The organism is Polymorphospora rubra, from assembly GCF_018324255.1.
Taxonomy (GTDB): domain Bacteria; phylum Actinomycetota; class Actinomycetes; order Mycobacteriales; family Micromonosporaceae; genus Polymorphospora; species Polymorphospora rubra.
This window is the reverse complement of sequence record NZ_AP023359.1, coordinates 5,767,870-5,789,673: the sequence shown is the minus strand read 5'-3', so window position 1 is coordinate 5,789,673 and position 21,804 is coordinate 5,767,870. Positions and strand designations below refer to the sequence as shown.

Here is a 21,804-nt window from a genome sequence, read left to right as displayed (position 1 = left end):
ACGGGTGGGACGGCGGATCACATCGGTTGGGTTCCGTCGAGGTGGGCCGGTAGCCGGCGTACCGGACCGGCCGGTGGGCGTCGGCGCCGTTCGAGGTGGCCGGTGAGCGCGACGTAGCCGGCGGCCACCAGACACAGCCCGGCGGCGACCGCGAACGCCGTCGTGTATCCGGCCGGCGTGTCGAGCCCGACGGCGGTGGCGATACCGATGCCGCCGGCACTGCCGACCGCCCCGCCGAGGTGACGCAACACCAGGTTGAGGCTCATCGCGCCGCCGGTTTCCTCGGTCGGGACGTGCTGCAGCACGACGAACGGCATCAGCGCGAACGCGGTGCCGAGGGCGGCGCCGAGCACCGCCATCGCAACCGCGATCGCGATCAGTGAGCCGCGGTTGACGGCGAGCAGGATCTCGCACAGGCCCACGCCGGCGATCGCGGCGGCCAGGCCCAGGACGGGACTGCGGGGGCCGAGGAGGGTACGGGTGAACTGGTTCGCCAGCAGGCTGGCCACGCTCAGCGGCAGGATCAGGAAGCCGGTCGCGGTGACGGTGGCGGCCAGGCCGGCCTGGCCGGTCGGTGCCTGGGCGACGTGGATGGCCAGGGAGGTGGCCAGGTACATGCCGACGCCGAGGAAGAAGGCGGCGACGTTGGCGGCGAGTACCGGTCGCGTGGTGGAAAGGCGCAGGTCGACCAGCGGGTTCGGGGACCGTACGGCGATGAGTGCCCAGCCGCCGACCAGTGCGGTGCCGGTGACGACGCACCCGGTCAGTACGGCCCAGTGCCAGGCGGTGGCCTGGCTGATCACGAGCAGTACGAGACCGAGGCCCCGGCGAGCAGGATCGATTCGAGCAGGGCGAAGCTGCCCCGGGCCTGGCGCCGGGACCGGGGTACGACGACCGCGACCGCGACCGCGGTGGGTGCCGCCAGGGCGACGCCGATCCAGAAGGTGGCCCGGTAGCCGTGGTGGTCGGCGATGATCCCGGTCAGCGGGAAGCCGAGTCCGGCTCCGGTGACGACGGTGACGGACAGTACGGCAACGGCGGGGCGGACGAGCCGGTCGGGTAGTTGCTGACGGGCGATGGCCATCGTGAGTGGGATGATGCCGAGGCTGACCCCCTGCAACGCCCGGCCGACCAGCAGGGCGGTGAACGACGGGACGCTGGCGGCCAGCAGCGCCCCGACGGCGACGAGGCCGACGGAGCACAGCAGGGCGGCCTTGGCCCGGGCGGTGTCGCCGAGCCGGCCGAGGGCGGGGGTGGCCATCACCCCGGTGAGCATGGAGATGGTGAATGTCCACTGTGCCGCGCCCGCGGAGATGTCGTTGTCCTCGGCGATGGCCGGGATGATCGGTTGGCCGAGGGTGCTGACCAGGGAGACGACGAGTCCGGCTCCGACGAGTACGGACAGCAGCAGCAGTGGGCGGGCGTGGGTGGCGGTGGCCTTCGCCTGGACGGACGGCTGACTGGTACGCGACGCCGGCACCTACGCTCCTAGATAGACTTCCCGCATCAGGGGGTGTTTGCGCATCTCGGCGACGGGTCCGTGGGCCGCCACGGCGCCGGACTCCAACACGTAGACGCGGTCTGCCATGTCGAGGGCGTGTTCGACGTTCTGTTCGATGAACAGGATGGTGACGCCCCGCTCCCTGATCCGGACGAAGAGTTCCTTGATGCTGTCGACGGCCGACGGGTCGAGGCCGAGCAGCGGTTCGTCGCTGAGCAGCAGGTTGGGGCGCGACATCAGGCCGCGGCCGAGGGCGACCGCCTGCTGTTCGCCGCCGCTGAGGACGTGGGCCGGGCGGCGGGCCAGGGGGACGAGCCGTGGCAGGAGTTCGTAGATGGATTCCAGGTTTTTCCTGCGGTCGGCGCGGGCCCGCCTGGACCAGGCGCCGAGCAGCAGGTTCTCCTCGACGGTCATGGCCGGGAAGAGCTTCATCCGCTCCGGCACGTAGGCCAGTCCCCGCCCGACGATGCGGTTGCAGGACATCCCGTGGATCGGGGTGCCCTCGAAGACGACGGAGCCGCTGGTGGGCCGCAGCAGTCCGCAGATGGCCTTGAGCACGGTGCTCTTGCCGGCGCCGTTGGGGCCGATGAGGGCGACGGCTTCACCCTTGTGGACGGTCAGGTCGGCGTCCCAGACGACACCGGTGCGGCCGTAGCCGGCCCGCATCCGTTCAACGGTCAGCATAGGATCTCCCCAGGTAGCGTTCGACGACGACGGGGTCGCGCATGACCTCGGTCGGGTTCCCTTCGGCGATCACCGCGCCGAGGTGCATGGCCAGCAGCCGGTCGCTGACGTCGAGGATGACCCGCATCCGGTGCTCGATGATCACGATCGACAGATCCGTCCCGGCGAGTTTCTTGATCAGTTCGACGAGCAGCGGTACGCCGGCCGGGTCCACTCCGGCGGTGATCTCGTCGAGGAGCAGTACGCGTGGCCCGGTGGCCAGCGCCCGGGCCACCTCCAGCCGCTTGCGTTGGCCGGTGGATAGCCGGTCGGCGTGGTCGTCGGCCTTGTGGGTCAGCCCGACCGCCTCGACGCACTCGGCGGCGATGGCCCGGGCCCGCGCCTTGCTCCGGGTCTGGCAGTAGGCACCGACCATGACGTTGTCGGTGACGCTGAGGCCGGCGAGCGGCCGCAGCTTCTGGAACGTGCGGGCCAGGCCGAGCCGGGCGATGCGGTGTGCCGGCAGTCCGGAGACCGCCTCGCCGAAGACCTCGACGCTTCCGGAGTCGCGGGGCTGGACCCCGGAGACGAGGTCGAACAGGGTCGACTTACCGGCACCGTTCGGGCCGACGATGCCGAGCACCTCGCCGGCGCCGAGGGTGAACGACACGTCGTTGACGGCGACCAGTCCACCGAACGACTTGCGTACCCCCTTGACGGTCATCGCGACAGCTGCGCTCACCGTTTCACCTCCTCGACCTCACGGCTGACGGGTACGACCGGGTCGGCCGGGCCGGGCTCGTCCGCCGGCCGGGCCGCCGGGGGCGGGGGCGGGGCGGTCCGGGGTGCCCGGTCGAACAGACCGGCGATGCCCCGGGGCAGGAACACGATCACGACGGCGATCACGATGCCGTAGACGACCAGGTCGGCGCCGGGACGGTCGCGGAACAGCGCCCGGGCGCCCTCCTGAATCGGCGCCAGCGCGAGCGACCCGAGCAGGGGACCCCACACGGTGCCGACCCCGCCGAGCAGGACCGGGATCACCATGGCGATCGAAATCTCCACCCCGTACACGGTGGGCGCCTCGATGAACAGCAGCCACTGGGTGTAGAAGGCGCCGCCGACGGCGGTCAGGCCGGCGCTCAGCGCCGACGCGTAGGTGGCGTACCGCTGGCAGTCGACGCCGAGGCTGGCGGCCACGGTCTCGTCCTCGCGCAGTGCCCGCAGGTACAGGCCGATGCGGTGCCGGTCGAGCGCCCACACCAGTATGGTCACCCCGATCGCCAGCCCGATGATCAGGTAGAGGTACGGCAGGCGGTCGGTGAACTGGAACTGTCCCCAGCCGGCACCGGGCAGGTAGTCGACCATCACGCCGCGGGCGGCGCCGACGATCTCCCAGTTGGTGAAGACGACGCGCAGCGTCTCGGCGAGCGCGAGGGTGCTCAACGCGAAGTACGGGCCACGGACGCCGAACCGGAACGACACCGCGGCGAGCGCGACGCCGAGAACGGCGGCGAGCACCGCACCGATCGCCGTCCCCAGCCACGGGTTGACGCCGTACTGGGTGCCGAGCACCGCGGTGGTGTACGCGCCGACCCCGAAGAACGCCGCGTGCCCGAACGAGAACCGGCCGGCGTACCCGCCGACGATGTTCCAGCACTGGGCGAGGTAGGCGTACATCACCGCCGAGATGGTCAGGGTCAGCAGGTATCCGCCCATTCCCGGGGCGGTGGTCAGGATCGTCAGTACGGCCGCGCCGACGATGGCCGGGGCGACGGCGGGGGCGAACCGGGTCCAGGAGTGGGCGGTCACAGCGCGATCCTCCGTCCGAAGAGGCCCTGCGGTCGGACCACGAGCACGAGCAGAAAGACGACGAAGATGAGGAGTTGCCGGGTGGACCCGGGCAGCAGCGCGCCGCCCAGGCCCTCCAGTGCGCCGACCAGCAGCCCGGCGGCGAAGGCGCCGGCGGGGTTGCCGAGACCGCCGAGCGCCACCACCACGAAGGCGATCAGCGTGAACGGTTCACCGACCTGTGGTGTGACATAGAAGAACGGTGTCAGCAGCGTGCCGGCGACGCCGACACAGCCGGTGGCGATGCCGAACGTCAGGGCCCGGGTCCACGGCAGGTTGATGCCGACGGCGGCGGCGGCGTCCGGCTGCTCGGCGACCGCGCGGATCGAACGGCCCAGGTCGGTGTGGCGCAGCAGGGCGAACAGGCCGGCGGCGAGCAACCCGGCGGCGGCGAACGCGATCAGACGCGGGACGCTGACCGACACTCCGAGGATGTCCAGTGCGGAGTTGCCGTACGGAACCTGGACGGTGCGGAAGTCGGCGCCCCACACCAGTTGCGCGCCGCCGAGCAGGAAGAGGGACAGGCCCATGGTGAGGATGAGCTGCTGGTCGGCGGGGGCGTCGATGACCCGTTCCACCAGCAGCAACTGCACGGCGATGCCGAAGAGGAACAACAGCGGTACGACGATCAGCAGGGACACGTACGGGTCGACGCCCAGGGTTCGCCAGATCCAGTACACGACGAACATCCCGATCATCATGATCGTGCCGTGCGCGAAGTTGATGATCTTCATGACGCCGAAGACCGTGGAGAGCCCGACCGCGATGAGCCCGTACACACCGCCGATCAGCAGGCCGCTGACAATGCTCTGCGCGTACAACATGGTCCGGATACCTCCGCCCGTCAGCGCTCTCGCCAGGCCGGCACCGGCAGCGTCGGCTCGGCGACCGCGTACTCGGTCGGGAACACCACCGACAGCCGGCCGTCGACCGCCTGCGACAGCACGCTGAGCCCGCCGATGTTGTTGCCGGCCTCGTCGAACTGGATCGCGCCGGCCGCCAGCGGCATGTCGGTCAGGTTGGTGGCCCGCAACGCCTCGGTCAGCGCGTCCGGGTCGGTGGAGCCGGCCCGTTCCAGCGCGTCCGCGAGCAGGTGTACCGAGACGTACGGGTAGAGGGCCAGTACGGCCAGCGGGCGGTTGAACCGCTGCTGGTACTTCGCCGCGATCGCCTTGCCCGCCTCGCTGACCTCGTCCATGCCGACGTCGCTGTTGAACACGTAGTCGCTGACCGCACCCATCTGCTGGTGGAACGCGGGATCGGTGAAGGGACCGACCCGCACGCCGAAGATGGCGTCGACGTTGAAGTCGAGCTGCTGCATCGCCCGCAGGATCAGGGCGGCGTCGTTGTAGTAGCTGCTCATCACCAGGATGTCCGGGTCCAGCGCCCGCAACCGGCTGACTTCGGGGGTCAGGTCGGACGACTCGGCGTTGTACGGCATGCGGGTGAGCACGTTGAGCCCTTCGGCCCGCAGCGCCTCCTCGGTGTTGGTGGCGATGGACGTGCCGAAGGTGGAGTCCTCGTGGATGATCGCGACCGTCTGCGCGGTCAGCCCGTGCTCCTCGGTCAGCTGCTTGAGCTGGCTGGCGGCCGTACGGGCGCCGGCGTCGCTGCCCTCGATGACCCGGAACAGGCGGGTGAAGCCACGGCTGGTGATCTCGGTCGACGACGACAACGGGACGATGTAGGGAATGCCCTGGCGCTCCGCGGCCTGGCTGGAGACCAGGGTCACCCCGCTCTCCAGGGCGCCGATCACCGACACCGCACCCTCCTGGAGGACCCGTTCGGTCTGCGCCGCACCGACCTCGGGCCGGCCGGTGTGGTCGCCTTCCAGGACCCGCAGCCGGGCACCGCCGAGCGACTTGATGCCGCCGGCCTCGTTGATCTCCTCGACGGCGAGGGTGACGCCGTTGCGCCACTGCTCCCCCAGGGCGGAGTTGGGGCCGGTGAACGGTCCGATGCTGCCGAACAGGATCTCGTCCGGGTTGTCGCCGCCGCCTTCGCCACCACAGCCGGCGAGCGCCAGCGCCGTGGCCAGGCCGGCGGCGAGCAGTGTCCGCCGCCGGGTAGCTGATCTGTCTGTTATGTGGATGTCACGCATGGTCCTTCTCCGATCGGTGCACTGTGGAACAGAGAGGAGGCGCCGGTCAGCCGGCGACCGGTGCGCCGGCCCGGGCGGGCGCCACGGCCGGCAGCACGGTCGCGACCGCGGTCGCCGCCACGCGGTCGTCCGCGCCGAGCAGCGCATCGGCCGCGGCCCGTACCGCGTCACCGGCCCGGGTCGGCGGGGCCTTCGCCAGGATCTGGTCGACGGACAGCGGGCGGCGCGGGTCGCCCGCCGCCACCTCGACGTGGTGGCTGGCCCGGCTGCCGTCGCGGCGGGTCAGCGTCAGCGTGGCCGGATTGCCGGCCGGATACCGCGCGTCGAGTTCGCCGTCGGTGCGCAGCGTGACCCGGGCCGCCAGGTCCTGCACCCCGGGCCGGCCGATCGCGGCGGCGGACAGTTGCGCCGGTCCGTAGCCGCCGTCGAGCAGCGCGGCGGCCACCACGTACGGCAGGCTCAACTGGCAGGCGACGTAGCTGCTGGCGGTGTCGGTCCGGTTGCCGACGACCCGGGTCGCGACGTCGTAGCTCGCGACGTCGACCGACACCACGTCACCCGCGTCGAACGGGCCCCGCGCCCGCACCGCCAGCGCCGCCTCGATGGCCGCGTGCGTGTGCCGGCAGGCCGGGTACGGCTTGAGGTAGACCTCCGTGATCGTGAAGCGGTGCGCGAGGTCGTCGACCGGCAACTCCTCCCGCCGGCCGGCGGTGACCGTGCCGACGAACCCCTGCCGGCCGGCGAGCGCCCCGTCCCAGCCGGTCACCCCGGCCCGGGCCAGCAGCGCCGCCTCCAACCCGGTACGGGCCGCGTAGCCGGCGTCGAGCGGCTTCGCGGTCGCCCCCGCGAGCACCCCGCCGATCAGGCTCAACGGCGCGTACGACGCGGCGATCGTCAACGCCGCCGCGACCCGTGCCGCGTCCAGTCGCAGCAGCGAGGCGGCCGCCGCCGCGGCGGCCACCGCTCCGGTCGTACCGGTCGGGTGCAGGCCGGTGAGCGTCTGATCCGGATGGGTCGCCGCGGCGAGCCGGGCGCCGACCTCGTAGCCGGCGACCATCGCCGTACGGATCCGGGCCGTGGTCACCGCCGGGTCGCGTACCGCCATCGCCAGGCAGGCTGCCACGACCGGCGACGACGGGTGGTTGCCGCCGAACCGCCAACCGTCGGAGTAGTCGAGCACCTGGGCCAGGACCGCCAGGCGAAAGGCGTCGGCGCCCGGCCCCGTGTCGGGAATCGTGCCCGGATCCGGGCCGCCCGCCCCGCCGGTGCCTCCGGTCACCCCGAAGTCGGCACCGGCGGTGACGTTGACCAGCGTGTCCAGCAGGCTGCGGCTCGCCGCGTCACGGGCGGCGTCCGACAGGTCGCCGGCACCGAGGCCGGCGACGAAGGCGGACAGCCGGTCGAGGGCGGTCATGCCGCGGAGGCGGACGGAACCGGTACGGCGGCGGAGTCCGACGTGGTGTCCAGGCCGAAGACTCTGGCCAGGTTGCCGCCCATGACGAGGGCGAGTTCGTCGTCGGTGAGATCGCACCCGCTGATCAGCTTCGTCATCTCGGCGTGCGCCGGGATGTAGGGCGTGTCCGTACCGAAGACGACCTTCTCCGGACCGAGTTCCCGGACCGCCTTGGTGATCAGTGTCGGTGGCCAGAAGTCGGTGGTGTCGAGCCAGAAGTTGTCCAGCCGGCGGGCGTAGGCGACCGCGTCGTGGTAGCTGTCGAGCATGCCCATGTGCCCGCAGATGAACTTGCCCTCCGGGTAGCGGGTCGCCAGGTCGCCCAGCAGACCGGCCGAGGCGTTCCAGGTCTCGCCGGTGTGGAACAGCATGACCATGTCGTTCTCGATCGCCGCCTCGACGATCGGGCGAACCAGGATGTCGTCGTTGGCGACGTAGCCGCCGTCCAGTCGCGGGTGCAGCTTGATGCCCCGGGCACCGCCGGCGGCGTACCGGTGGACATCGGCCACGGCCTTGTCCTCGAAATGCGGCTGGAGCCGGATGAAGGGAATGATCTGCTTCGGGAACTCCTCCGCCCACTTGAGCACCCGCTGGTTGTCGACGGAGTAGTCGGTGTGCGGATTCGACACCGGAAAGGCAATCATCGCGTCGATGCCGAGCATCCCGCTGTTGGTTACCGCCTCGTCGGCGAAGTGCTTTTCCCGCTTGCCGCCGGTGAAACGTCGCATCAGCGAGTTGTGGCCGACGTGGGCATGGCAGTCCAGTACGAACATCTCCCGACCACCGGATGTCTTGATCACGTTGTTTCTCCTCGTCTTGCGGGCACGATGCACCAACCCGCGCCGAAACGGCCGGGCGGAAATGTCGGTTCGGATCAGGGGGTGGAAATCAGGCCACGGGTTGTTTCATGAAAAGGTCCCCTTCGATGAGGGCCGCCGCCCGGACGACGTCGAGGGCGATGTCGGCCGCCGTCGCCGGGTCCAGCCGGTGGGCCGGGGCGAAGACACTGACCGAGGCGACGGCGTGCCCGTCGCGGGTCACCGGGGCGGCGACCGCCACCCCGCCGGACACCCGCTCGCCGTACGAGATCGCGTAACCGGTCCGGCGGACCTCGACCAGCGAGCGGACCAGGGCGGCCCGGTCGTCGACCGTGGCCGGCGTGAGCCGGGCGATGTCGACCGAGGCCAGGTACTCCCGGCGCTCGTCCTCGGGCAGGAACGCGAGCAGGACCCGGCCGGCCGCCCCGGCGTACAGCGGCGAACCGACTCCGATGTCGGTGGACAGTCTCAGGTCGTGGATGCTGTCGATCTTGTCGAGGGTGACCCGTAGGCCGTGCGCCTGTACGGACAGGCTCACGGTCTCGCCGGTGAGCCGCCACAGCCGTTCCAGGTGGCGGCGGGCGACGGTGACGAGGTTGCCGCGGTAGAGGCGTAGGGTCGACAGTTCGGCGAGTCGGCGGCCCGGCGCATACGTTCCGCGATATTCGTCGACGGTCAACATTCCGCTGTTGCGCAACGCGACGAGAATACGCTGGGCCGTGCTCCGGCCGATGCCGAGCCGGCGGCTGATCTCACGAACGCCGAGGTTTTCCTCCGGTGTCCCGGCGATGCTGCACAGCACTTCCACCGCCTGCTCGACCACTTTTGCGGACTGGTTGGCGAAGGTTTTGGGGGATTCCATTTCCGCCTCCCGTCCGGGCATTAGCGGATCTCTCTTATGGCGTCAAAGGCTAGGACCGCGGATCTGGGCGAGTCAAGGTTCGCCGGGCCGTCTCCGCAGTTCAGAGGGGGTACGAAATGTGAGCGTCACAGGCCGGGCACGAATCCGTCATCCGGCACGCCACCCGGGCGCCGCCATGCTCTCGAATGTCGCCGGACCGACGTCAACAATTAACAGTACCGGCGAAAAGTGGGACACCCGGCACCCGACGACCGGTTGACGCGGCGTCGTACGCCACGTCCTGCCGACCGGTCCGGGACCGGCTCGACGCCGCCGCATCCGCGTCCACGCCGGGCTCGCCGCCGGTCACCGCCACCTGGCGGGTCCGGCACCCGAACAGAAGGTGGTGGGCCTGGAAACCTTGGCTTCCAGGCCCACCACCCACCTGCCGACACCAGGTCGAACCCTCAACACCAGTTCCAAGAGGCGTTCATATGGATATGAAGAGTCCAGTTCGCGTCGCCGTAGAACCAGCGACACCAGGTTCCCGTCTTCGACGAACCCGGTCGACTGCAGTTGGTCTGGACGCTGACCTGCCGACGATCTCCACCGCTCGAAATTCCGCGCACACGGATTGTGCCCGACGTTCCGACGAAGTTGCCCGAGCCGGCGTTGCCTATGGCAATGTGGACGCTTCTGAATGAGCTGAGCGAGTGACAGGGATCGTTCACGACGAACCGGAGATCATAGTCGGCCGCGTACGCGGGCGTGGCCACGAAGGTGGTGGCCACTGCCAGCAGCAGCCCGAGCAGCAGTGCCTTGACGGAACGGATCAAGTCGACTCCTCACCTGAGCGGATAAAGGTCTGGCCACCTCATCGTCCCGACACCATTGATCCATAGACATAGGCCGATTGGGCGAGTGGCCCGGCTCGTCGATCTTTCGTGACTTGGAAAGTAGCCGCTGATGGACGCCGAGTTCCTGGACGACCACCGGGGCTACTGGCCCGCCACCGCCCAGCAGATTCTGGCCGTCCACCTCGAATACGGCGGGTTCGGCGGCCCTGCCCCTGATTCGCGGGGCGAGTCTTCGCGATGAGTGTCGAAGAGGAGCCGCTGGCCGGGAACGCCACCACCGGCCTCGTCCGGGTGGGTGACACCGTACGCCGACCGGTCGGGCCGTGGACCGACTCGGTCGACGCCGTACTGGAGCACCTGGCCGAGGTGGGTTTCACCGGGGCACCCCGGCCGCTCGGCCGCGACGGGCAGGGCCGCCAGGTGCTGGAGTACGTCCCCGGCGAGGTCGGCGACCCTCGTGGCACGTACCGGTCGGCGGACCTGTTCTCGATCGGCCGGATGCTGGCCGAGTTGCACCGGGCACTGGCCGGGTTCGTCCCGCCGGCCGGCGCGGCGTGGAACCGGCTCATTCCGCCGGACCGGGAGGAGATGGTCTGCCACAACGACGTCGCGCCGTGGAACCTGGTCCGGTCCGACCGGGGCTGGGTGCTGATCGACTGGGACGCCGCCGCACCCGGTTCGCGACTGTGGGATCTCGCGTACGCCGCGCAGAGCATGGCCGGCCTGCGCGCCGACCGTCCGGTGCCGCGGTCCGCGGCCCGGCTGCGGGCGTTCGTCGACGGCTACGGCGCCGACGAGGCCCTACGGGCGCAGCTGCCGGACCTGCTGGGTCGCCGTGCCTGGGCGATGTACGACCTGCTGCGCGACGGCGCGCGGCGGCAGATCCAGCCGTGGGCGCGGATCTGGACCGAGGACGGCCCCTACTGGCTGACCACCGCGGAGTATCTCGACGCGCACCGGACGGCGTGGCACGAGGCGCTGCGGTGAACGGGCCGCCGGCCAGCCCGGAAGTGCCGTGTCACCGCTGTTCCGCCACGGCCGGACCGTCGATGAGGGCCAGCAGGTCGGCATGCGTCTCCTCGTCGGCGGCCACGACGAGCCCGCCCGCACCGGTGTGCAGCGGCTGCCCGTGGATGCCGGTCACCACGCAGCCGGCGGCCTGGCACAGGGCGATGCCACTGGTGAAGTGCACGCTGTCACGCAGGTCGCCGTCGGTGACGTACGCGGCCCGCCGGCCGGCCGCGACCCAGGCCACCGCCAGCGTGGTGGATACCACGCGCGGTCGGAACCGCTCGATGAACCGCCGGTCGGCGATCAGTCCGACGGCCCGCAGCGTCGGGTCGTGGGGGTTCGGCGAGTCGAGGTTGACGTCCACCAGTCGCGTGTCGGCCGACGGGGTGAGCGGCGCGTCGGCACCGCCGCGGCGTACGCACGCCCGGGCGCCGTCGGTCCAGAACACCTCGCCGGTGAACGGGTCGGCGCTGGCCGCGACCACGGTACGCGCACCGGCGCGCAGGGCGACGTTGACCGCGACCAGCATGCCGCCCGCCGCGTAGTTCGACGTTCCGCACAGCGGGTCGACCAGCCACACCCGGCCGGTCCCGCCGGTCCCGGTCCGTCCGCCCTCCTCCCCCACCACGGCGTCGTCGGGTCGGGCGGCGCGCAGGACGTCGATGATCGCCTGCTCCGCTTCGAGGTCGGCGGTGGTGGCGAAGTCGCCTCCGGACTTCTCGACGCGGGTCAGCGGGGTCCCGTACCTGGACCGCACGACGGCGGCTCCGGCCTGCGCGGCGGCGATCGTCAGGTCCAGGTCGGTCGTCATGCGCGCAGGATATGGCCGCTGCCCCAACTCCAACTACTTGACAGCCACCATCAAGTACTTGACGATAGTCGTCAAGCAACGAAGGGGGTGCCAGCCTTGCCATCGAGCCACACAGACCTCGTCGCGCAACTCGTCAGGTTGATCGACATCCGGCTACTCGACCCGCTCGAGATCCTGCTCGACGGCGACGACGCGGTCGTGGCCCTGCGGGACATCGTCCGACTGCGGGCCGCAGCATGGGCCACGCAGATGCTCGACGGCGACGACCGGGTCGCCGTCGGGGCGATCGTGCGCGCGATCTCGACGCTCTATCCCGGTGACGCCCCGTTCGACCCACCCCTGGACTGGTGGCGCAGCCCGCTCGGTCAGGTCGTCGCCCGGCGGACGGGCCACCCCACCGCCCGGTCGGTGTCGTACGCGGTGGCCGGCGCCATGCTCGGCATCACCCGGCAGGGCGTCCACGACCTGGTCAACCGCGGGAAGCTGGCCCGCCACCCGGAGGGCGGCGTGGTGCCCGCCTCCGTACGCGACCGGCTACTACAGCAGGGAAACAGACATGCCTGACACGATCGTCGACTCCGGTCCCGTACCCGTCGCCGCCCGCGACCTCGGCGGCTCCGGACACCCGCTGCTGCTCCTGCACGGAGCCGGCGGCAACCTCGCCCAGATGACGGCGCTCGCCGAACGGCTGCGGCCGGCGTACCGGATCGTGACCGTCGACCTGCGCGGCCACGGACGGTCCGGCGACGGCCCGTGGCACTGGGACGACGTCCTGACCGACCTGGCCGGCGTCGCCGACAGCCTCGGCCTGGTCCGGCCGGCGGTGGTCGGCCACTCGCTCGGCGGCATGCTGGCCACGCTCTGGGCGCACCGCCACCCGGACTGCCCGGGCGCGGTCAGCCTCGACGGAAACCCCACCCTGGACCGCCTCGACCAACTGTCCGGAATGGACTCTGAGCAGGCGGCGGGCGACCTGGCCCGGCTGCGGGCGACCTTCGACGCGATGGGCGCGATGCTCGCCGAACCGCTCGGCGCGGACCAGGTGGCCGCCGCACTGGCCGGGCAGCGGGCGATGGCGCAGCGGTACGGCGCGGACCCGGACGGGTGGGCGGCCGCCTTCGAACGCAACCTCGTGCCGTGCGGCGACGGCCGCAGCCGGCTACGACCGGATCCCGGGTTGACCGCCCAACTGCGCGTCGCGATGTCCTCGCTCGACCTGCTCCCGGCCTACCGGGAGACCCGGTCCCCGCTGCTGCTCGTCTTCGCCACCGAGGATCTGCCCGAACAGCGGCCGTTCCACGACCTGTACGCCGCGTACCGCCGGGCCACCGCGGAACGGCTGGCCACTGTGGACAATTCCGCGTTGCGGGTACGGCACCTGGCGGGTGCCAGCCACGCGATGGTCGCCGAGGACCCCGCGCGGATCGCCGCCCTCGTCACCGACTTCCTCGCCGAGGCGGGTCAGCCGAAGCGGCCGTTGACGTAGTCGGCGGTCCGCCGGTCCTGCGGGTCGCCGAACATCCGCCCGGTGTCGCCGTGCTCCACGACGTAGCCCGGCCGGCCCTCCTCGGCGAGGAAGAACGCGCACTGCTGGGAGACCCGGGCCGCCTGCTGCATGTTGTGGGTGACGATGACGATGGTGACCTCGGAGCGCAGTTCGCCGATGGTCTCCTCGATGCGGCGGGTGGAGGTCGGGTCCAGGGCCGAGCAGGGCTCGTCCATGAGGAGCACGTCGGGACGTACGGCGAGCGAGCGGGCGATGCACAGCCGCTGCTGCTGTCCGCCGGACAGGGCCCCGCCGGGCTGCCGGAGGCGGTCCTTGACCTCGCGCCACAGGCCGGCGCGGGTGAGGCATTCCTCGACGAGCGCGGCCTTCTCGGCGCGGTTGGCCCGCAGGCCGGTGAGTTTCAGGCCGGCGGTGACGTTGTCGGCGATCGACATGGTGGGAAACGGGTTCGGCTTCTGGAAAACCATGCCGATGCGCCGTCGGGTCTCGGTGAGCCGCTGGCCGGCCCCGTAGATGTCCTGGTCGTCGAGAAGGACCTCGCCGGCCAGGGACGCGGACGGCACCAGTTCGTGCATCCGGTTGAGGATCCGCAGGAACGTCGACTTGCCGCAGCCGGACGGTCCGATCAGGGCGGTGACCACGCCGGCCGGCATGGTCAGCGACACCCGGTCGAGGACCTTGTGGTTGCCGAACCAGGCCGACAGGTTCTCGGTACGCAGCGTCGAGCCGGTGGCGTGGATCCCGTCCAGGTCGAGTTCCGTGGTGGCGGCAGTCATCGGCGACTCCTTCGAATCCGAGCGCGGCCGTCGCGGACGTTAACCGCTCCCGGCGACCGAACGGTGAACGTGGACACTCCTGGAAATGGCCGGGCATCTGGAGCACTTTTGCCCGATTGGCTGCGCGTTAACGCGCAGGCCGTGTCGCGCGAAGTTAGTCGTTGGGTGACGTTGGTGGCACCAAAAGTCACCGACTGGTGGGCTGGGATCCGGCCTCAGATCGAGGCTGATCGAAATCCAGCGGAGGTATCCCGCAGATGCGCAAGACCACCCTGAAGGGTGCCGCGGTGGCGTTCACCGCGGTGGCCATGACGCTGGCGCTCGCCGTCAGCGCCCAGGCCGACCCGACGTTCGCCCCGGACTCCGACGACTACGTCGGCTCGGGCTCGGACACCAGCCAGTTCGTCCTGAACGCGCTGGCGACCGCGCACAACGCCCAGAGCCCCGCCCCGACCCGCCGGCTGGCGTCGTGGGACGTCCTCGTCACGCCGTCCATCACGCCGCAGGCCGGCGCGCCGGTGATCAACCGCCCGAACGGCTCGAGCCAGGGCGTCGCCGCGCTGGCCGCCGCCGGCAACAGCCCCACCAGCAACCCGGAGGACGACTACCTCGACTTCGCCCGCTCGTCCAGCGGGCCCGGGAGCTTCAACCCGCCGCCCGTCCCGCTGACGTTCTACCCGTTCGCCGGCGACGGGCTGGCGATCGCCGTCGCCCGCGCCAACAGCGACGGCAGCCCGAACACCAACGCCCCGGCGAGCCTGGTCTTCACCCCCGCCCGGCTGGCCGCCATCTACCAGTGCCAGGCGACCGCCAACCAGTGGAGCGACTTCGTCCCCGGCGCCTCCACGGCCACCATCCGCCCGCTGCTGCCCCAGCCGGGCTCCGGCACCCGCTCCTACTTCCTCGCCCAGGTCGGTCTGACCGAGGCGCAGATCGTCACCAAGAGCGAGAGCCCGGGCAGCTTCTGCGTCAACGACGACCCGCAGGAGCACGACCCGGCCCTGATCAACTCCAACGCCAACGCGATCGCGCCGTTCTCGGTCGCCCGCTACAACGTCAACGTCCCGGTCGTCAACGGGCAGAAGATCATCGCTCTGCGCACCGGCACCGGTAACTTCAACCCCACCCGCCTCCTCTACAACGTGGTCAAGACCAGCCGGGAGGCCACGGTCGGAACGGTGTTCAACACGACCGGCTACCTGTGCACCGCCGCCGCCGACGCCATCATCGCGGCCCACGGCTTCCAGACGCTGCCGAAGACCTCGGCCGCGGGCAGCTGCGGCGTACCGGTCCGGATCCCCTGACCCAACCCCTGATCCCGGGGCCGGACGGCGTCACCGTCCGGCCCCGTTCCAGGTCCCTGTTTCAGAGCAGGTTCGGCAGCAGGCGCACCGCGGCCTCGTACACCTGCCAGCCGCAGGCCAGCACGATCGGCGTGCCGACCACCCACGCCTCGCCCCGGCCCCACCGGTGCCGGGCCCAGGTGAGTCCCCCGGCCGCCAGGGCGAGCGCCTGCAACCACAGCACCAGCGGGAAGCCGGCCGTCGGATCCGGTTGCAGCGCCCGCTCGTACGCCGGCACGAGCCCGGGCCGCCCGGCCGGGGCCGGCTGGCTGTCGCCGACGAGAACGGCGTCGACGAAGACGGTGTCGGCGGCGGTGAGCATCCGGGTGGCGTCGGTCGTCACCAGGGTCAGCCGGCCACCGCCGGCCGGCAGCGGGGCCGGCAGCGGATCACCGTCGCGGCGCACGCCCTCGACCCGGTAGGTGAACTCGCCCTGTCCGGTGACGACGCCGACGGTCGCACCGGGAACCAGGTCCGGCACCCGGCGGAACGGCGCCCCGAAGGTGCCGGCCCGGCCGTACAGCAGCGACACCCCGGCCTGGCCCGGCAGCGGGGTGTCGCGGCGGTGGCCCGGCCCGGCGAGCAGGTCGGCCGCCGACGTCCCTTCGACCACCACCGCCTCCAACCCGATCGAACCGATGCTGAGCACGGCGACCGGAGTGCCGGGGGCGATGGCGCCGCCGATCGGTGCGGTCGCCTGCGCCAGCTCGCCCCGGATCCGGTCGAAGAGGTTGTTCTGCGTCCGCTGCTGCTGCAACGGGCTGACCATCAGCAGATAGCCGACGAAGCCGAACGCGAGCAGCGCCACCAGCGTCAGCACCCCCGCCACCGTCATCGCGCCGCGACCGGTCCGGACCGGCCCGGCGTCGACCTGCGTACCAGCCATTGCCTGGCTCCTTCGGGAAAAGGCCGGGGACGGCGGGTGGGCCGCCCCCGGCCGGGGTGTTCGGGATGCGCTACCGGGTCAGCAGCCGCCGGGCGTTCTGGCCGAGCCGGCGCAGCGGATGGTCCGGCTGGGCGGCCAGCAGGACGAACGGCAGCACCAGCAGGACGAGCAGGCCGGTGCCGAGCACCGCCGGCAGCGCCCACCGGCCGAGCACCGACGTCTCGCCGCGGGTCGCCGCCCGCGGCACCACCACCTGCGGTCCGCTCGGCGTCGGCGTGGCCGACGTCGGGACCGACGTACCCGGGGTCGGGGTGGACGCGGTGCCGGCCGGATCGGGGTTCGTGCCGGTCGGCCCGCCGCCGGTGTCGGCCGGCGACGACGACGGCCCGGGTGTGGGTGCCGGCGGCGCCCCCTGCTGCCGGGCGACCACCTCGGCGAGGGTGCGGGTCTGCCGGCGCAGTTCCGGCGGCAGCGGCGCGTAGCCGTCCGGCAACTGTCCCACTCCGGAGCCGAGCGTCTGCCGCCGGTCGTCGACAGCGCGACGCAGGAACTCGGCATAGTCGGCGGCGACGTCGGCGGCCAGCCCGGCGGTCGGCACGGCCGCGTAGACCGGCAACGTGCCCGGGTAGGCGTCGGCGGGCAGGTTGGCGTGGTCGACGAGCAGCGTGCCGCTCGCCGCGTCACGCACCGTGTGCCGCAGCGCCGCCGTCATCGACTCGGGGGTCGGGTCGACGAACGTACGCCCGCCGTCGGCCGTCCGGCCGCTCTGCAGCTGTGCCGTCGGCAGCCCGTACGCCCGCGCGTACGCGACCGAGGAGACGGCGAGATAGACCCGGTTGGGGTAGTAGAGACGGTTCGGTTTGGCCCACCCCCAGACTGGATTCCCGGGCGTGCCCCCGTTGACGCACTCCTGGTTGAGGCCCTGTGAGTCCGCGATCATGTAGGTGGCGTCATGGAGGGTCGGCGCGACGTGCTGGCTGGCGGTCAGCGCCGGCAGCGCTCCGCACGGCACACCCTCCTGGTGCCAGTCGTCGCGCTGCTCGAACCGGGCCATCGGGAACGGCGTGCCCCGGTACCGCGGGTTGACCACGGTGCCGTACTCGTCGGGTTCGCCGGCGAGCCACCGGGCCGCCTCGCCGTCGGCGGCGACGTAGCGGGTCAGTTCGTGGTAGGCGTCCGAGTCGTTGGTGACCACCGCGAGGCTCTGGGCCACGACCGCGTTGTTGCTGTTGGCCGGCTGCCCGTCGGCGACCGGATAGTCGGGGTTGAGGGCGTGGAACTCCGGGTCGTGGAACAGCGTCTGCGGGTTCTCACCGATCGTCGGGTGGTCGTGGTTGCCCCACCCGACGTTCTTGTACGACTGGGTCAACAGCTTCGCCAGCAGGCGTGGGTTGAGTCGCAGGTCGGCCATCTCGTACGGGGCCTCGCCCGGCACCTGCACGTCGACGGCGAACGTCACCGCGAACCCGGTGGCCAGGATCGGCGCATGCACCAGCGGCCGGGGCGAGTTCGTCACCGGGCGGGTGACCAGGGCGGCGTCGGCCTCGTACTCCGTGCCGTTCGCCCTGGCCAGCGACCCACGGGCCACCTCCTCGCTCTGTCGCACGTGGGCGATCTTCGGGGCGGACCGGTCGACGCAGAGGTCCTGCCCGACGCGGCGCATCGCCAGGTCGGCGGTCTCGGCTCCGACGAGGGCGCGTTGCGGTCGCGGGTCGGTGGCGTCGCAGGTCGCCTCCGGTGGCGCGATCGTGATCGGCACGACGAACCGGTTGCGCCAGTTCGACTCGAGATACCAGGCCTGCGTGGTCAGGCTCTCGTTGTAGACGACGCCCTGGCTGGGGGCCCCGAGCGGGGCGAGAGGCCCGGCCCGGCAGGGTGGGTCGGCGTCGGCGGCACAGACCAGGTCCATCACCGGTACGACCACGATGGAGCACTCGCTGGTCGCCGAGCAGCCGAGGCTCGGGGTCGTCACCTGGTCACGGATCTCGAACCGGACGTCGGTCCGGTCACCGGAGAGGCCGGTCGGCTCGACGAGGGTGGTGCCGGCGAAGGAGTTCGTGCCGAAGTCCGGGGGCATGTCGCCGCTCTGCAGCTGATACGGCTCGTCGCGGGTGACCGCCTTGAACGGCTCCACGTATCCGTCGGCCTGCCGGTCCGGTGGCTGGAGCGCGTCCCAGTACGACATCCGCGACGCCACCCGGGCGATCGGGCGCTGGAAGTAGCAGTCCCGCTGCGCGGGATCGGCGCCGACGCACTGCATCACGACGACCGGGTATTCCATCTCGTTGGGCGCGCTGGCGTTCTGCGGAACGGTCCCGATCGGCAGGCCGTGGCTGGGTACGAAACCGGACCAGCTGATCCGGACGATCTGCCGGTTGATCAGGTTCTGGTGTTCGGAGACCGAGACGGTCGCGGTCCGGGTCTCCCGGTCGCCACGGTGGATCTCCCTGGTCAGGGTGACGGCGGCGTCGGCCGGTGGTTCCGCCGTCGCCGGCCGGCCGAGCAGGCCGGGGGCGACGGACGCGGCGGCGAGCAGCGCGACCGCGAACCCGACCCGGCGGGCGACGCTCATCGCCGGGCCTCCGGCCGGCGGGTCAGTGACCGGGTGACCAGGGCCGGCAGCAACACCACGAGCAGGACTAGGCCGGCGGCGAGCAGCGGCACCCACCGGCCGCCGTCCTGCCGGAACGCGGCCACCTCGGTCGCCGAGCCGACCAGGTCGCCCCCGCCCCCGCCGGCCAGGATCGGCTGGCCGGTCTCCGGGTCGACGTCGGCGACGCCGTCCCCGTCGGCGTCGACCGGGGAGGTGCCGGCCGACGCCGACGGGGACGGACCGGCGGACGGGACCCCGCCCTGCGGCGTGCCGCCGGGCGGCGGGGACGCCGTACCGGTGGGTCGTGGGCCACCGCCCCCCGCCGCGCCGCACGGGCCCTGGCCCTGCCGGTCGCACTCCGGCGGGTTCGGCGCCTCGCGGGCGAGCTTGTTGACGTTGGGGTTACGGGGATCGAACGTCGGGTTCGGACAGTTGGCGAAGTCCTTGTCGGTGCGGTCCTCGGCGGCGAGCTTGGCGATCCGGGCGATCTGCTCGAAGCCGGCCTGAACGAGGTTGCGCGGCAGCGGCGAGTAGCCGAGCTGCCCGGCGTTGCGTTGCCCCTCGCAGATCGAGTAGTAGGCGTAGTCGGCCAGTGCCCGGGCCCGCCCCGGCGTCATCCGCCGGTCGTCGGCCGCGACCGGCAGGATCATGTACGAGTACGACGACAGCGGGTACGACCGCTTGTCGTTGCTGGCGTACACCCCGTCGAGGATCTGGGTCAGGTATTCGCGCGGGTTGCTGCGGTCGGTGTTGATCCGGGCTTCCTGCAGCGCGACGGCGACGTTGTGGTCGGTCGGCCCGACGTAGTACCCGGCCCGGTTCAGCATCTTGGCCACCGGAAAGTTCTTGTTGCGGGCGTAGGAGTACTCGACGTAGCCGATGGTGCCGTTGCCGGAGCCGGCGGCCACGTAGTTGGCGACGTTGTCGGAACCGCTCTGCGCCACCTGCCGACCCGTGCGCGGGTAGTACGACGTCAGCCCCTGGCAGTCGCAGTAGTCGCGCCACTGCCGCTGGTGCTGCTTGTCCATCCAGAGCGAGAACTGGGCGGTCGTACCCGAGCCGTCGGAACGCACCACGGGCACGATGTCGATCGCCGGCAGCGCCCTGCCGTTGTTGTCGCGGGTGATCGCCGGATCGTTCCACTTGGTGATCCGGTTGGTGAAGATGCCGGCGATCGTCTCGCCGGACAGCCGCAGGTCGCGGTAGAGCTTGCCGCCGACCTTGATGTGGTACATGAACGAGGTGCCGCCGGCGACGATCGGCATGTACGCGAACTCGCGGCGGGCCTCCTCGACGACGCCCGTCCTCGGGTCCGGCCGGGTCTGGTACGGGATCTCCGAGACGCCGAAGTCGCTCTGGGAGTTGCTGAAGTCGCGCCGGCCCGCCGACGATCCGTTGGCGGTGTACACGACCCGGTTGCCGGTCGCCTGCACACCGGTCACCCACTGCTGGAGCGCGTTGGCGCTCCACGTCGAACCGGTCCCCTCGACCTGCTCGTACGGCACGGCGAAGGCCGGTGCCGCCGGTGTCGTCACCGCGACCAGTATCGCCAGCACCGCGCCGGTCAGCCTGCCGCGCCGTTTCATCGGTCCTCCAGACGTCGTTCGGTCATCGCGTGCCGTCGCGCCGGGCCGCGACCACGCGGGCCACGACGAAGAGCACGAGCACGAGTACGAGCAGCAGCGCCGCGCCGCCGAACGCCCGCGCGATGTACGTCGGCTCGCCGCTGCGGACCAGCGAGTAGACGAACAGCGGCAGCGAGTTCATCGAGTTGTTCAGCGGATCGGCGTTCAGGAAGTTGGACGCGCCCGAGGTGAGCAGGACCGGCGACGTCTCCCCGACACCGCGGGCGGTGCCCAGGATCAGGGCGGTGGCCAGCCCCGGCCGGGCGGTCGGCAGCACCACGTGCCACACCGTCTGCCACTGCGAGGCGCCCAGGGCCAGGCTCGCCTCGCGCAGCCCGCCGGGCACCACCCGGAGCACGACGTCGGCGGCCCGGGCGATGATCGGCAGCATCATCACCGACAGCGCCAGCGCGGCGGCCAGGCCGGAGCGCGGGAACCCGAGGGTCACCTGGAGCACCGTGTAGATGAACAGGCCGGCCACGATCGAGGGCAGGGCGGTCATCGCCTCGACGATGGTGCGGACCAGGCGACTGAACCGGCCGCCGACCTCGGTGATGAACACGGCGGTGGCCACGCCCAGCGGCAGCGTCACGGCGATCGCGATGCTGATCTCGATGAGGGTGCCGACGATCGCGTGCAGCGCGCCGCCGGTGTCGAGCGGGGTGAGCGGGCCGGCGGCCGACAGGTCCTGTGTGTAGAAGTTCGGCTGGACCAGTGCGTCCAGCCCGCGCCACACGGTGTAGCCGATGACGGTGAGCAGGGCGGCGCCGACGAGGGCCGCCCCGGCGTGCACGACCGCCGCGGCGATCCGGTCGGCGATCACCGGGGCCGGGTGCCGGATCATCGTGACGGCGGCGTAGAGCAGCAGGAAACAGCCGAGCCACAGCAGGACGAAGCCGACGGCGCCGTCGGTGGGCAGCAGCCGGCGGAACAGCAGCCAGGCCAGGGACAGACCGCCGAGGACCGACCCGACCAGTGCCAGTACGTCGTCGAGGGTGCGGGGCCGCAGCTCGCGGCGGGGCTCGACGGCCGGCGCCGGCTCGGTGGCGGCCGGCGGCGGCTCGGCGCGCACGCTGGTGGTGCCGCGCGCCGGCCCGCCGTTGCTGGCCGGCGGGGCGACGATGCGCGGCGGCGTGGTCGTTTCGGTCTGCACCGGTCGACTGCTCA

General features: G+C 71.6%; 22 protein-coding genes. 5 read left to right on the top strand and 17 right to left on the bottom strand.

Going from position 1 to position 21,804, the window contains the following annotated elements; all coding sequences use genetic code 11:
- Positions 1–17: 17 nt before the first annotated feature.
- From Prubr_RS26205 to Prubr_RS26155, 11 genes are all read right to left on the bottom strand, one after another.
- The gene (locus Prubr_RS26205) at positions 18–803 is read right to left on the bottom strand and encodes an MFS transporter (RefSeq protein WP_212817589.1); all 786 of its coding nucleotides are present in this window, start codon (positions 801–803) and stop codon (positions 18–20) included.
- Entirely contained in the window at positions 800–1,480 is a 681-nt protein-coding gene (locus Prubr_RS26200; protein ID WP_212817588.1) for an MFS transporter, read from the bottom strand. The genes Prubr_RS26205 and Prubr_RS26200 overlap by 4 nt, the downstream gene beginning before the upstream one ends.
- Positions 1,481–2,185: an ABC transporter ATP-binding protein gene (locus Prubr_RS26195; RefSeq protein WP_212817587.1), complete on the bottom strand. Its 705-nt coding sequence runs from the start codon at positions 2,183–2,185 to the stop codon at positions 1,481–1,483. It abuts the gene before it with no gap.
- A complete protein-coding gene (locus tag Prubr_RS26190) occupies positions 2,172–2,906 on the bottom strand; it encodes an ABC transporter ATP-binding protein (protein ID WP_212817586.1) in 735 nt (244 codons plus the stop codon). Before Prubr_RS26190 ends, Prubr_RS26195 begins: the two co-directional genes overlap by 14 nt.
- Positions 2,903–3,976: a branched-chain amino acid ABC transporter permease gene (locus Prubr_RS26185; protein ID WP_212817585.1), complete on the bottom strand. Its 1,074-nt coding sequence runs from the start codon at positions 3,974–3,976 to the stop codon at positions 2,903–2,905. Before Prubr_RS26185 ends, Prubr_RS26190 begins: the two co-directional genes overlap by 4 nt.
- Positions 3,973–4,839: a branched-chain amino acid ABC transporter permease gene (locus Prubr_RS26180; protein WP_212817584.1), complete on the bottom strand. Its 867-nt coding sequence runs from the start codon at positions 4,837–4,839 to the stop codon at positions 3,973–3,975. Before Prubr_RS26180 ends, Prubr_RS26185 begins: the two co-directional genes overlap by 4 nt.
- A gap of 20 nt (positions 4,840–4,859) precedes the next feature.
- Positions 4,860–6,116, bottom strand: coding sequence for an ABC transporter substrate-binding protein (locus Prubr_RS26175; protein ID WP_212817583.1), 1,257 nt, complete (start codon positions 6,114–6,116; stop codon positions 4,860–4,862).
- A 46-nt stretch (positions 6,117–6,162) separates the two neighbouring features.
- Positions 6,163–7,530, bottom strand: a complete 1,368-nt coding sequence (locus Prubr_RS26170) for an MmgE/PrpD family protein (protein WP_212817582.1) — start codon at positions 7,528–7,530, stop codon at positions 6,163–6,165.
- Positions 7,527–8,369, bottom strand: coding sequence for an amidohydrolase family protein (locus Prubr_RS26165; protein ID WP_212817581.1), 843 nt, complete (start codon positions 8,367–8,369; stop codon positions 7,527–7,529). The genes Prubr_RS26170 and Prubr_RS26165 overlap by 4 nt, the downstream gene beginning before the upstream one ends.
- 88 nt (positions 8,370–8,457) lie before the next feature.
- Complete coding sequence (locus Prubr_RS26160) at positions 8,458–9,249, bottom strand: IclR family transcriptional regulator (RefSeq protein ID WP_212817580.1); 792 nt, start codon at positions 9,247–9,249, stop codon at positions 8,458–8,460.
- A 446-nt stretch (positions 9,250–9,695) separates the two neighbouring features.
- Positions 9,696–10,064: a hypothetical protein gene (locus tag Prubr_RS26155; RefSeq protein WP_212817579.1), complete on the bottom strand. Its 369-nt coding sequence runs from the start codon at positions 10,062–10,064 to the stop codon at positions 9,696–9,698.
- A gap of 130 nt (positions 10,065–10,194) precedes the next feature.
- On the opposite strand from Prubr_RS26155, the gene Prubr_RS37760 reads away from it, so the two are divergent.
- Entirely contained in the window at positions 10,195–10,326 is a 132-nt protein-coding gene (locus tag Prubr_RS37760) for a hypothetical protein (protein WP_281425844.1), read from the top strand.
- A complete protein-coding gene (locus tag Prubr_RS26150; RefSeq protein ID WP_212817578.1) occupies positions 10,323–11,072 on the top strand; it encodes a phosphotransferase enzyme family protein in 750 nt (249 codons plus the stop codon). The genes Prubr_RS37760 and Prubr_RS26150 overlap by 4 nt, the downstream gene beginning before the upstream one ends.
- Before the next feature lie 31 nt (positions 11,073–11,103).
- On the opposite strand, the gene Prubr_RS26145 is transcribed toward Prubr_RS26150, so the two are convergent.
- The gene (locus Prubr_RS26145) at positions 11,104–11,907 is read right to left on the bottom strand and encodes an inositol monophosphatase family protein (protein WP_212817577.1); all 804 of its coding nucleotides are present in this window, start codon (positions 11,905–11,907) and stop codon (positions 11,104–11,106) included.
- Between the two features lie 96 nt (positions 11,908–12,003).
- Between Prubr_RS26145 and Prubr_RS26140 the strand changes: the two genes are divergently transcribed.
- Together Prubr_RS26140 and Prubr_RS26135 are read left to right on the top strand one after the other, a co-directional pair.
- Positions 12,004–12,471 carry a hypothetical protein gene (locus Prubr_RS26140; protein ID WP_212817576.1) on the top strand — a complete coding sequence of 156 codons (468 nt, stop codon included), beginning with the start codon at positions 12,004–12,006 and terminating at the stop codon, positions 12,469–12,471.
- Entirely contained in the window at positions 12,464–13,393 is a 930-nt protein-coding gene (locus Prubr_RS26135; protein ID WP_212817575.1) for an alpha/beta fold hydrolase, read from the top strand. The genes Prubr_RS26140 and Prubr_RS26135 overlap by 8 nt, the downstream gene beginning before the upstream one ends.
- Here the strand turns inward: Prubr_RS26135 and Prubr_RS26130 are convergent.
- Positions 13,369–14,190 carry a phosphate ABC transporter ATP-binding protein gene (locus Prubr_RS26130; RefSeq protein WP_212817574.1) on the bottom strand — a complete coding sequence of 274 codons (822 nt, stop codon included), beginning with the start codon at positions 14,188–14,190 and terminating at the stop codon, positions 13,369–13,371. The genes Prubr_RS26135 and Prubr_RS26130 overlap by 25 nt on opposite strands.
- A gap of 257 nt (positions 14,191–14,447) precedes the next feature.
- Between Prubr_RS26130 and Prubr_RS26125 the strand changes: the two genes are divergently transcribed.
- Positions 14,448–15,494, top strand: coding sequence for a substrate-binding domain-containing protein (locus Prubr_RS26125; RefSeq protein WP_212817573.1), 1,047 nt, complete (start codon positions 14,448–14,450; stop codon positions 15,492–15,494).
- Positions 15,495–15,555: 61 nt separating this feature from the next.
- Here the strand turns inward: Prubr_RS26125 and Prubr_RS26120 are convergent, their stop codons facing one another.
- The 4 genes from Prubr_RS26120 to pstA form a co-directional block, all read right to left on the bottom strand.
- Positions 15,556–16,419, bottom strand: a complete 864-nt coding sequence (locus Prubr_RS26120; RefSeq protein WP_212817572.1) for a sortase — start codon at positions 16,417–16,419, stop codon at positions 15,556–15,558.
- Between the two features lie 70 nt (positions 16,420–16,489).
- Positions 16,490–18,991 carry a hypothetical protein gene (locus Prubr_RS26115; protein ID WP_212817571.1) on the bottom strand — a complete coding sequence of 834 codons (2,502 nt, stop codon included), beginning with the start codon at positions 18,989–18,991 and terminating at the stop codon, positions 16,490–16,492.
- Positions 18,988–20,598: a phosphate ABC transporter substrate-binding protein PstS gene (locus tag Prubr_RS26110; RefSeq protein WP_212817570.1), complete on the bottom strand. Its 1,611-nt coding sequence runs from the start codon at positions 20,596–20,598 to the stop codon at positions 18,988–18,990. The genes Prubr_RS26115 and Prubr_RS26110 overlap by 4 nt, the downstream gene beginning before the upstream one ends.
- Before the next feature lie 22 nt (positions 20,599–20,620).
- On the bottom strand, positions 20,621–21,790 hold the full coding sequence (gene pstA, locus Prubr_RS26105) for a phosphate ABC transporter permease PstA (RefSeq protein ID WP_212817569.1): 1,170 nt from the start codon (positions 21,788–21,790) through the stop codon (positions 20,621–20,623).
- Positions 21,791–21,804: the final 14 nt, after the last annotated feature.

Coding starts and splice junctions, on each gene's coding strand:
- Prubr_RS26115 (WP_212817571.1), bottom strand. CDS start 18,991: ATGAGCGTCGCCCGCCGGGTCGGGTTCGCGGTCGCGCTGCTCGCCGCC.
- Prubr_RS37760 (WP_281425844.1), top strand. CDS start 10,195: ATGGACGCCGAGTTCCTGGACGACCACCGGGGCTACTGGCCCGCCACC.
- Prubr_RS26180 (WP_212817584.1), bottom strand. CDS start 4,839: ATGTTGTACGCGCAGAGCATTGTCAGCGGCCTGCTGATCGGCGGTGTG.
- Prubr_RS26110 (WP_212817570.1), bottom strand. CDS start 20,598: ATGAAACGGCGCGGCAGGCTGACCGGCGCGGTGCTGGCGATACTGGTC.
- Prubr_RS26175 (WP_212817583.1), bottom strand. CDS start 6,116: ATGCGTGACATCCACATAACAGACAGATCAGCTACCCGGCGGCGGACA.
- Prubr_RS26130 (WP_212817574.1), bottom strand. CDS start 14,190: ATGACTGCCGCCACCACGGAACTCGACCTGGACGGGATCCACGCCACC.
- Prubr_RS26120 (WP_212817572.1), bottom strand. CDS start 16,419: ATGGCTGGTACGCAGGTCGACGCCGGGCCGGTCCGGACCGGTCGCGGC.
- Prubr_RS26135 (WP_212817575.1), top strand. CDS start 12,464: ATGCCTGACACGATCGTCGACTCCGGTCCCGTACCCGTCGCCGCCCGC.
- Prubr_RS26160 (WP_212817580.1), bottom strand. CDS start 9,249: ATGGAATCCCCCAAAACCTTCGCCAACCAGTCCGCAAAAGTGGTCGAG.
- Prubr_RS26125 (WP_212817573.1), top strand. CDS start 14,448: ATGCGCAAGACCACCCTGAAGGGTGCCGCGGTGGCGTTCACCGCGGTG.
- Prubr_RS26145 (WP_212817577.1), bottom strand. CDS start 11,907: ATGACGACCGACCTGGACCTGACGATCGCCGCCGCGCAGGCCGGAGCC.
- Prubr_RS26195 (WP_212817587.1), bottom strand. CDS start 2,185: ATGCTGACCGTTGAACGGATGCGGGCCGGCTACGGCCGCACCGGTGTC.
- Prubr_RS26150 (WP_212817578.1), top strand. CDS start 10,323: ATGAGTGTCGAAGAGGAGCCGCTGGCCGGGAACGCCACCACCGGCCTC.
- Prubr_RS26170 (WP_212817582.1), bottom strand. CDS start 7,530: ATGACCGCCCTCGACCGGCTGTCCGCCTTCGTCGCCGGCCTCGGTGCC.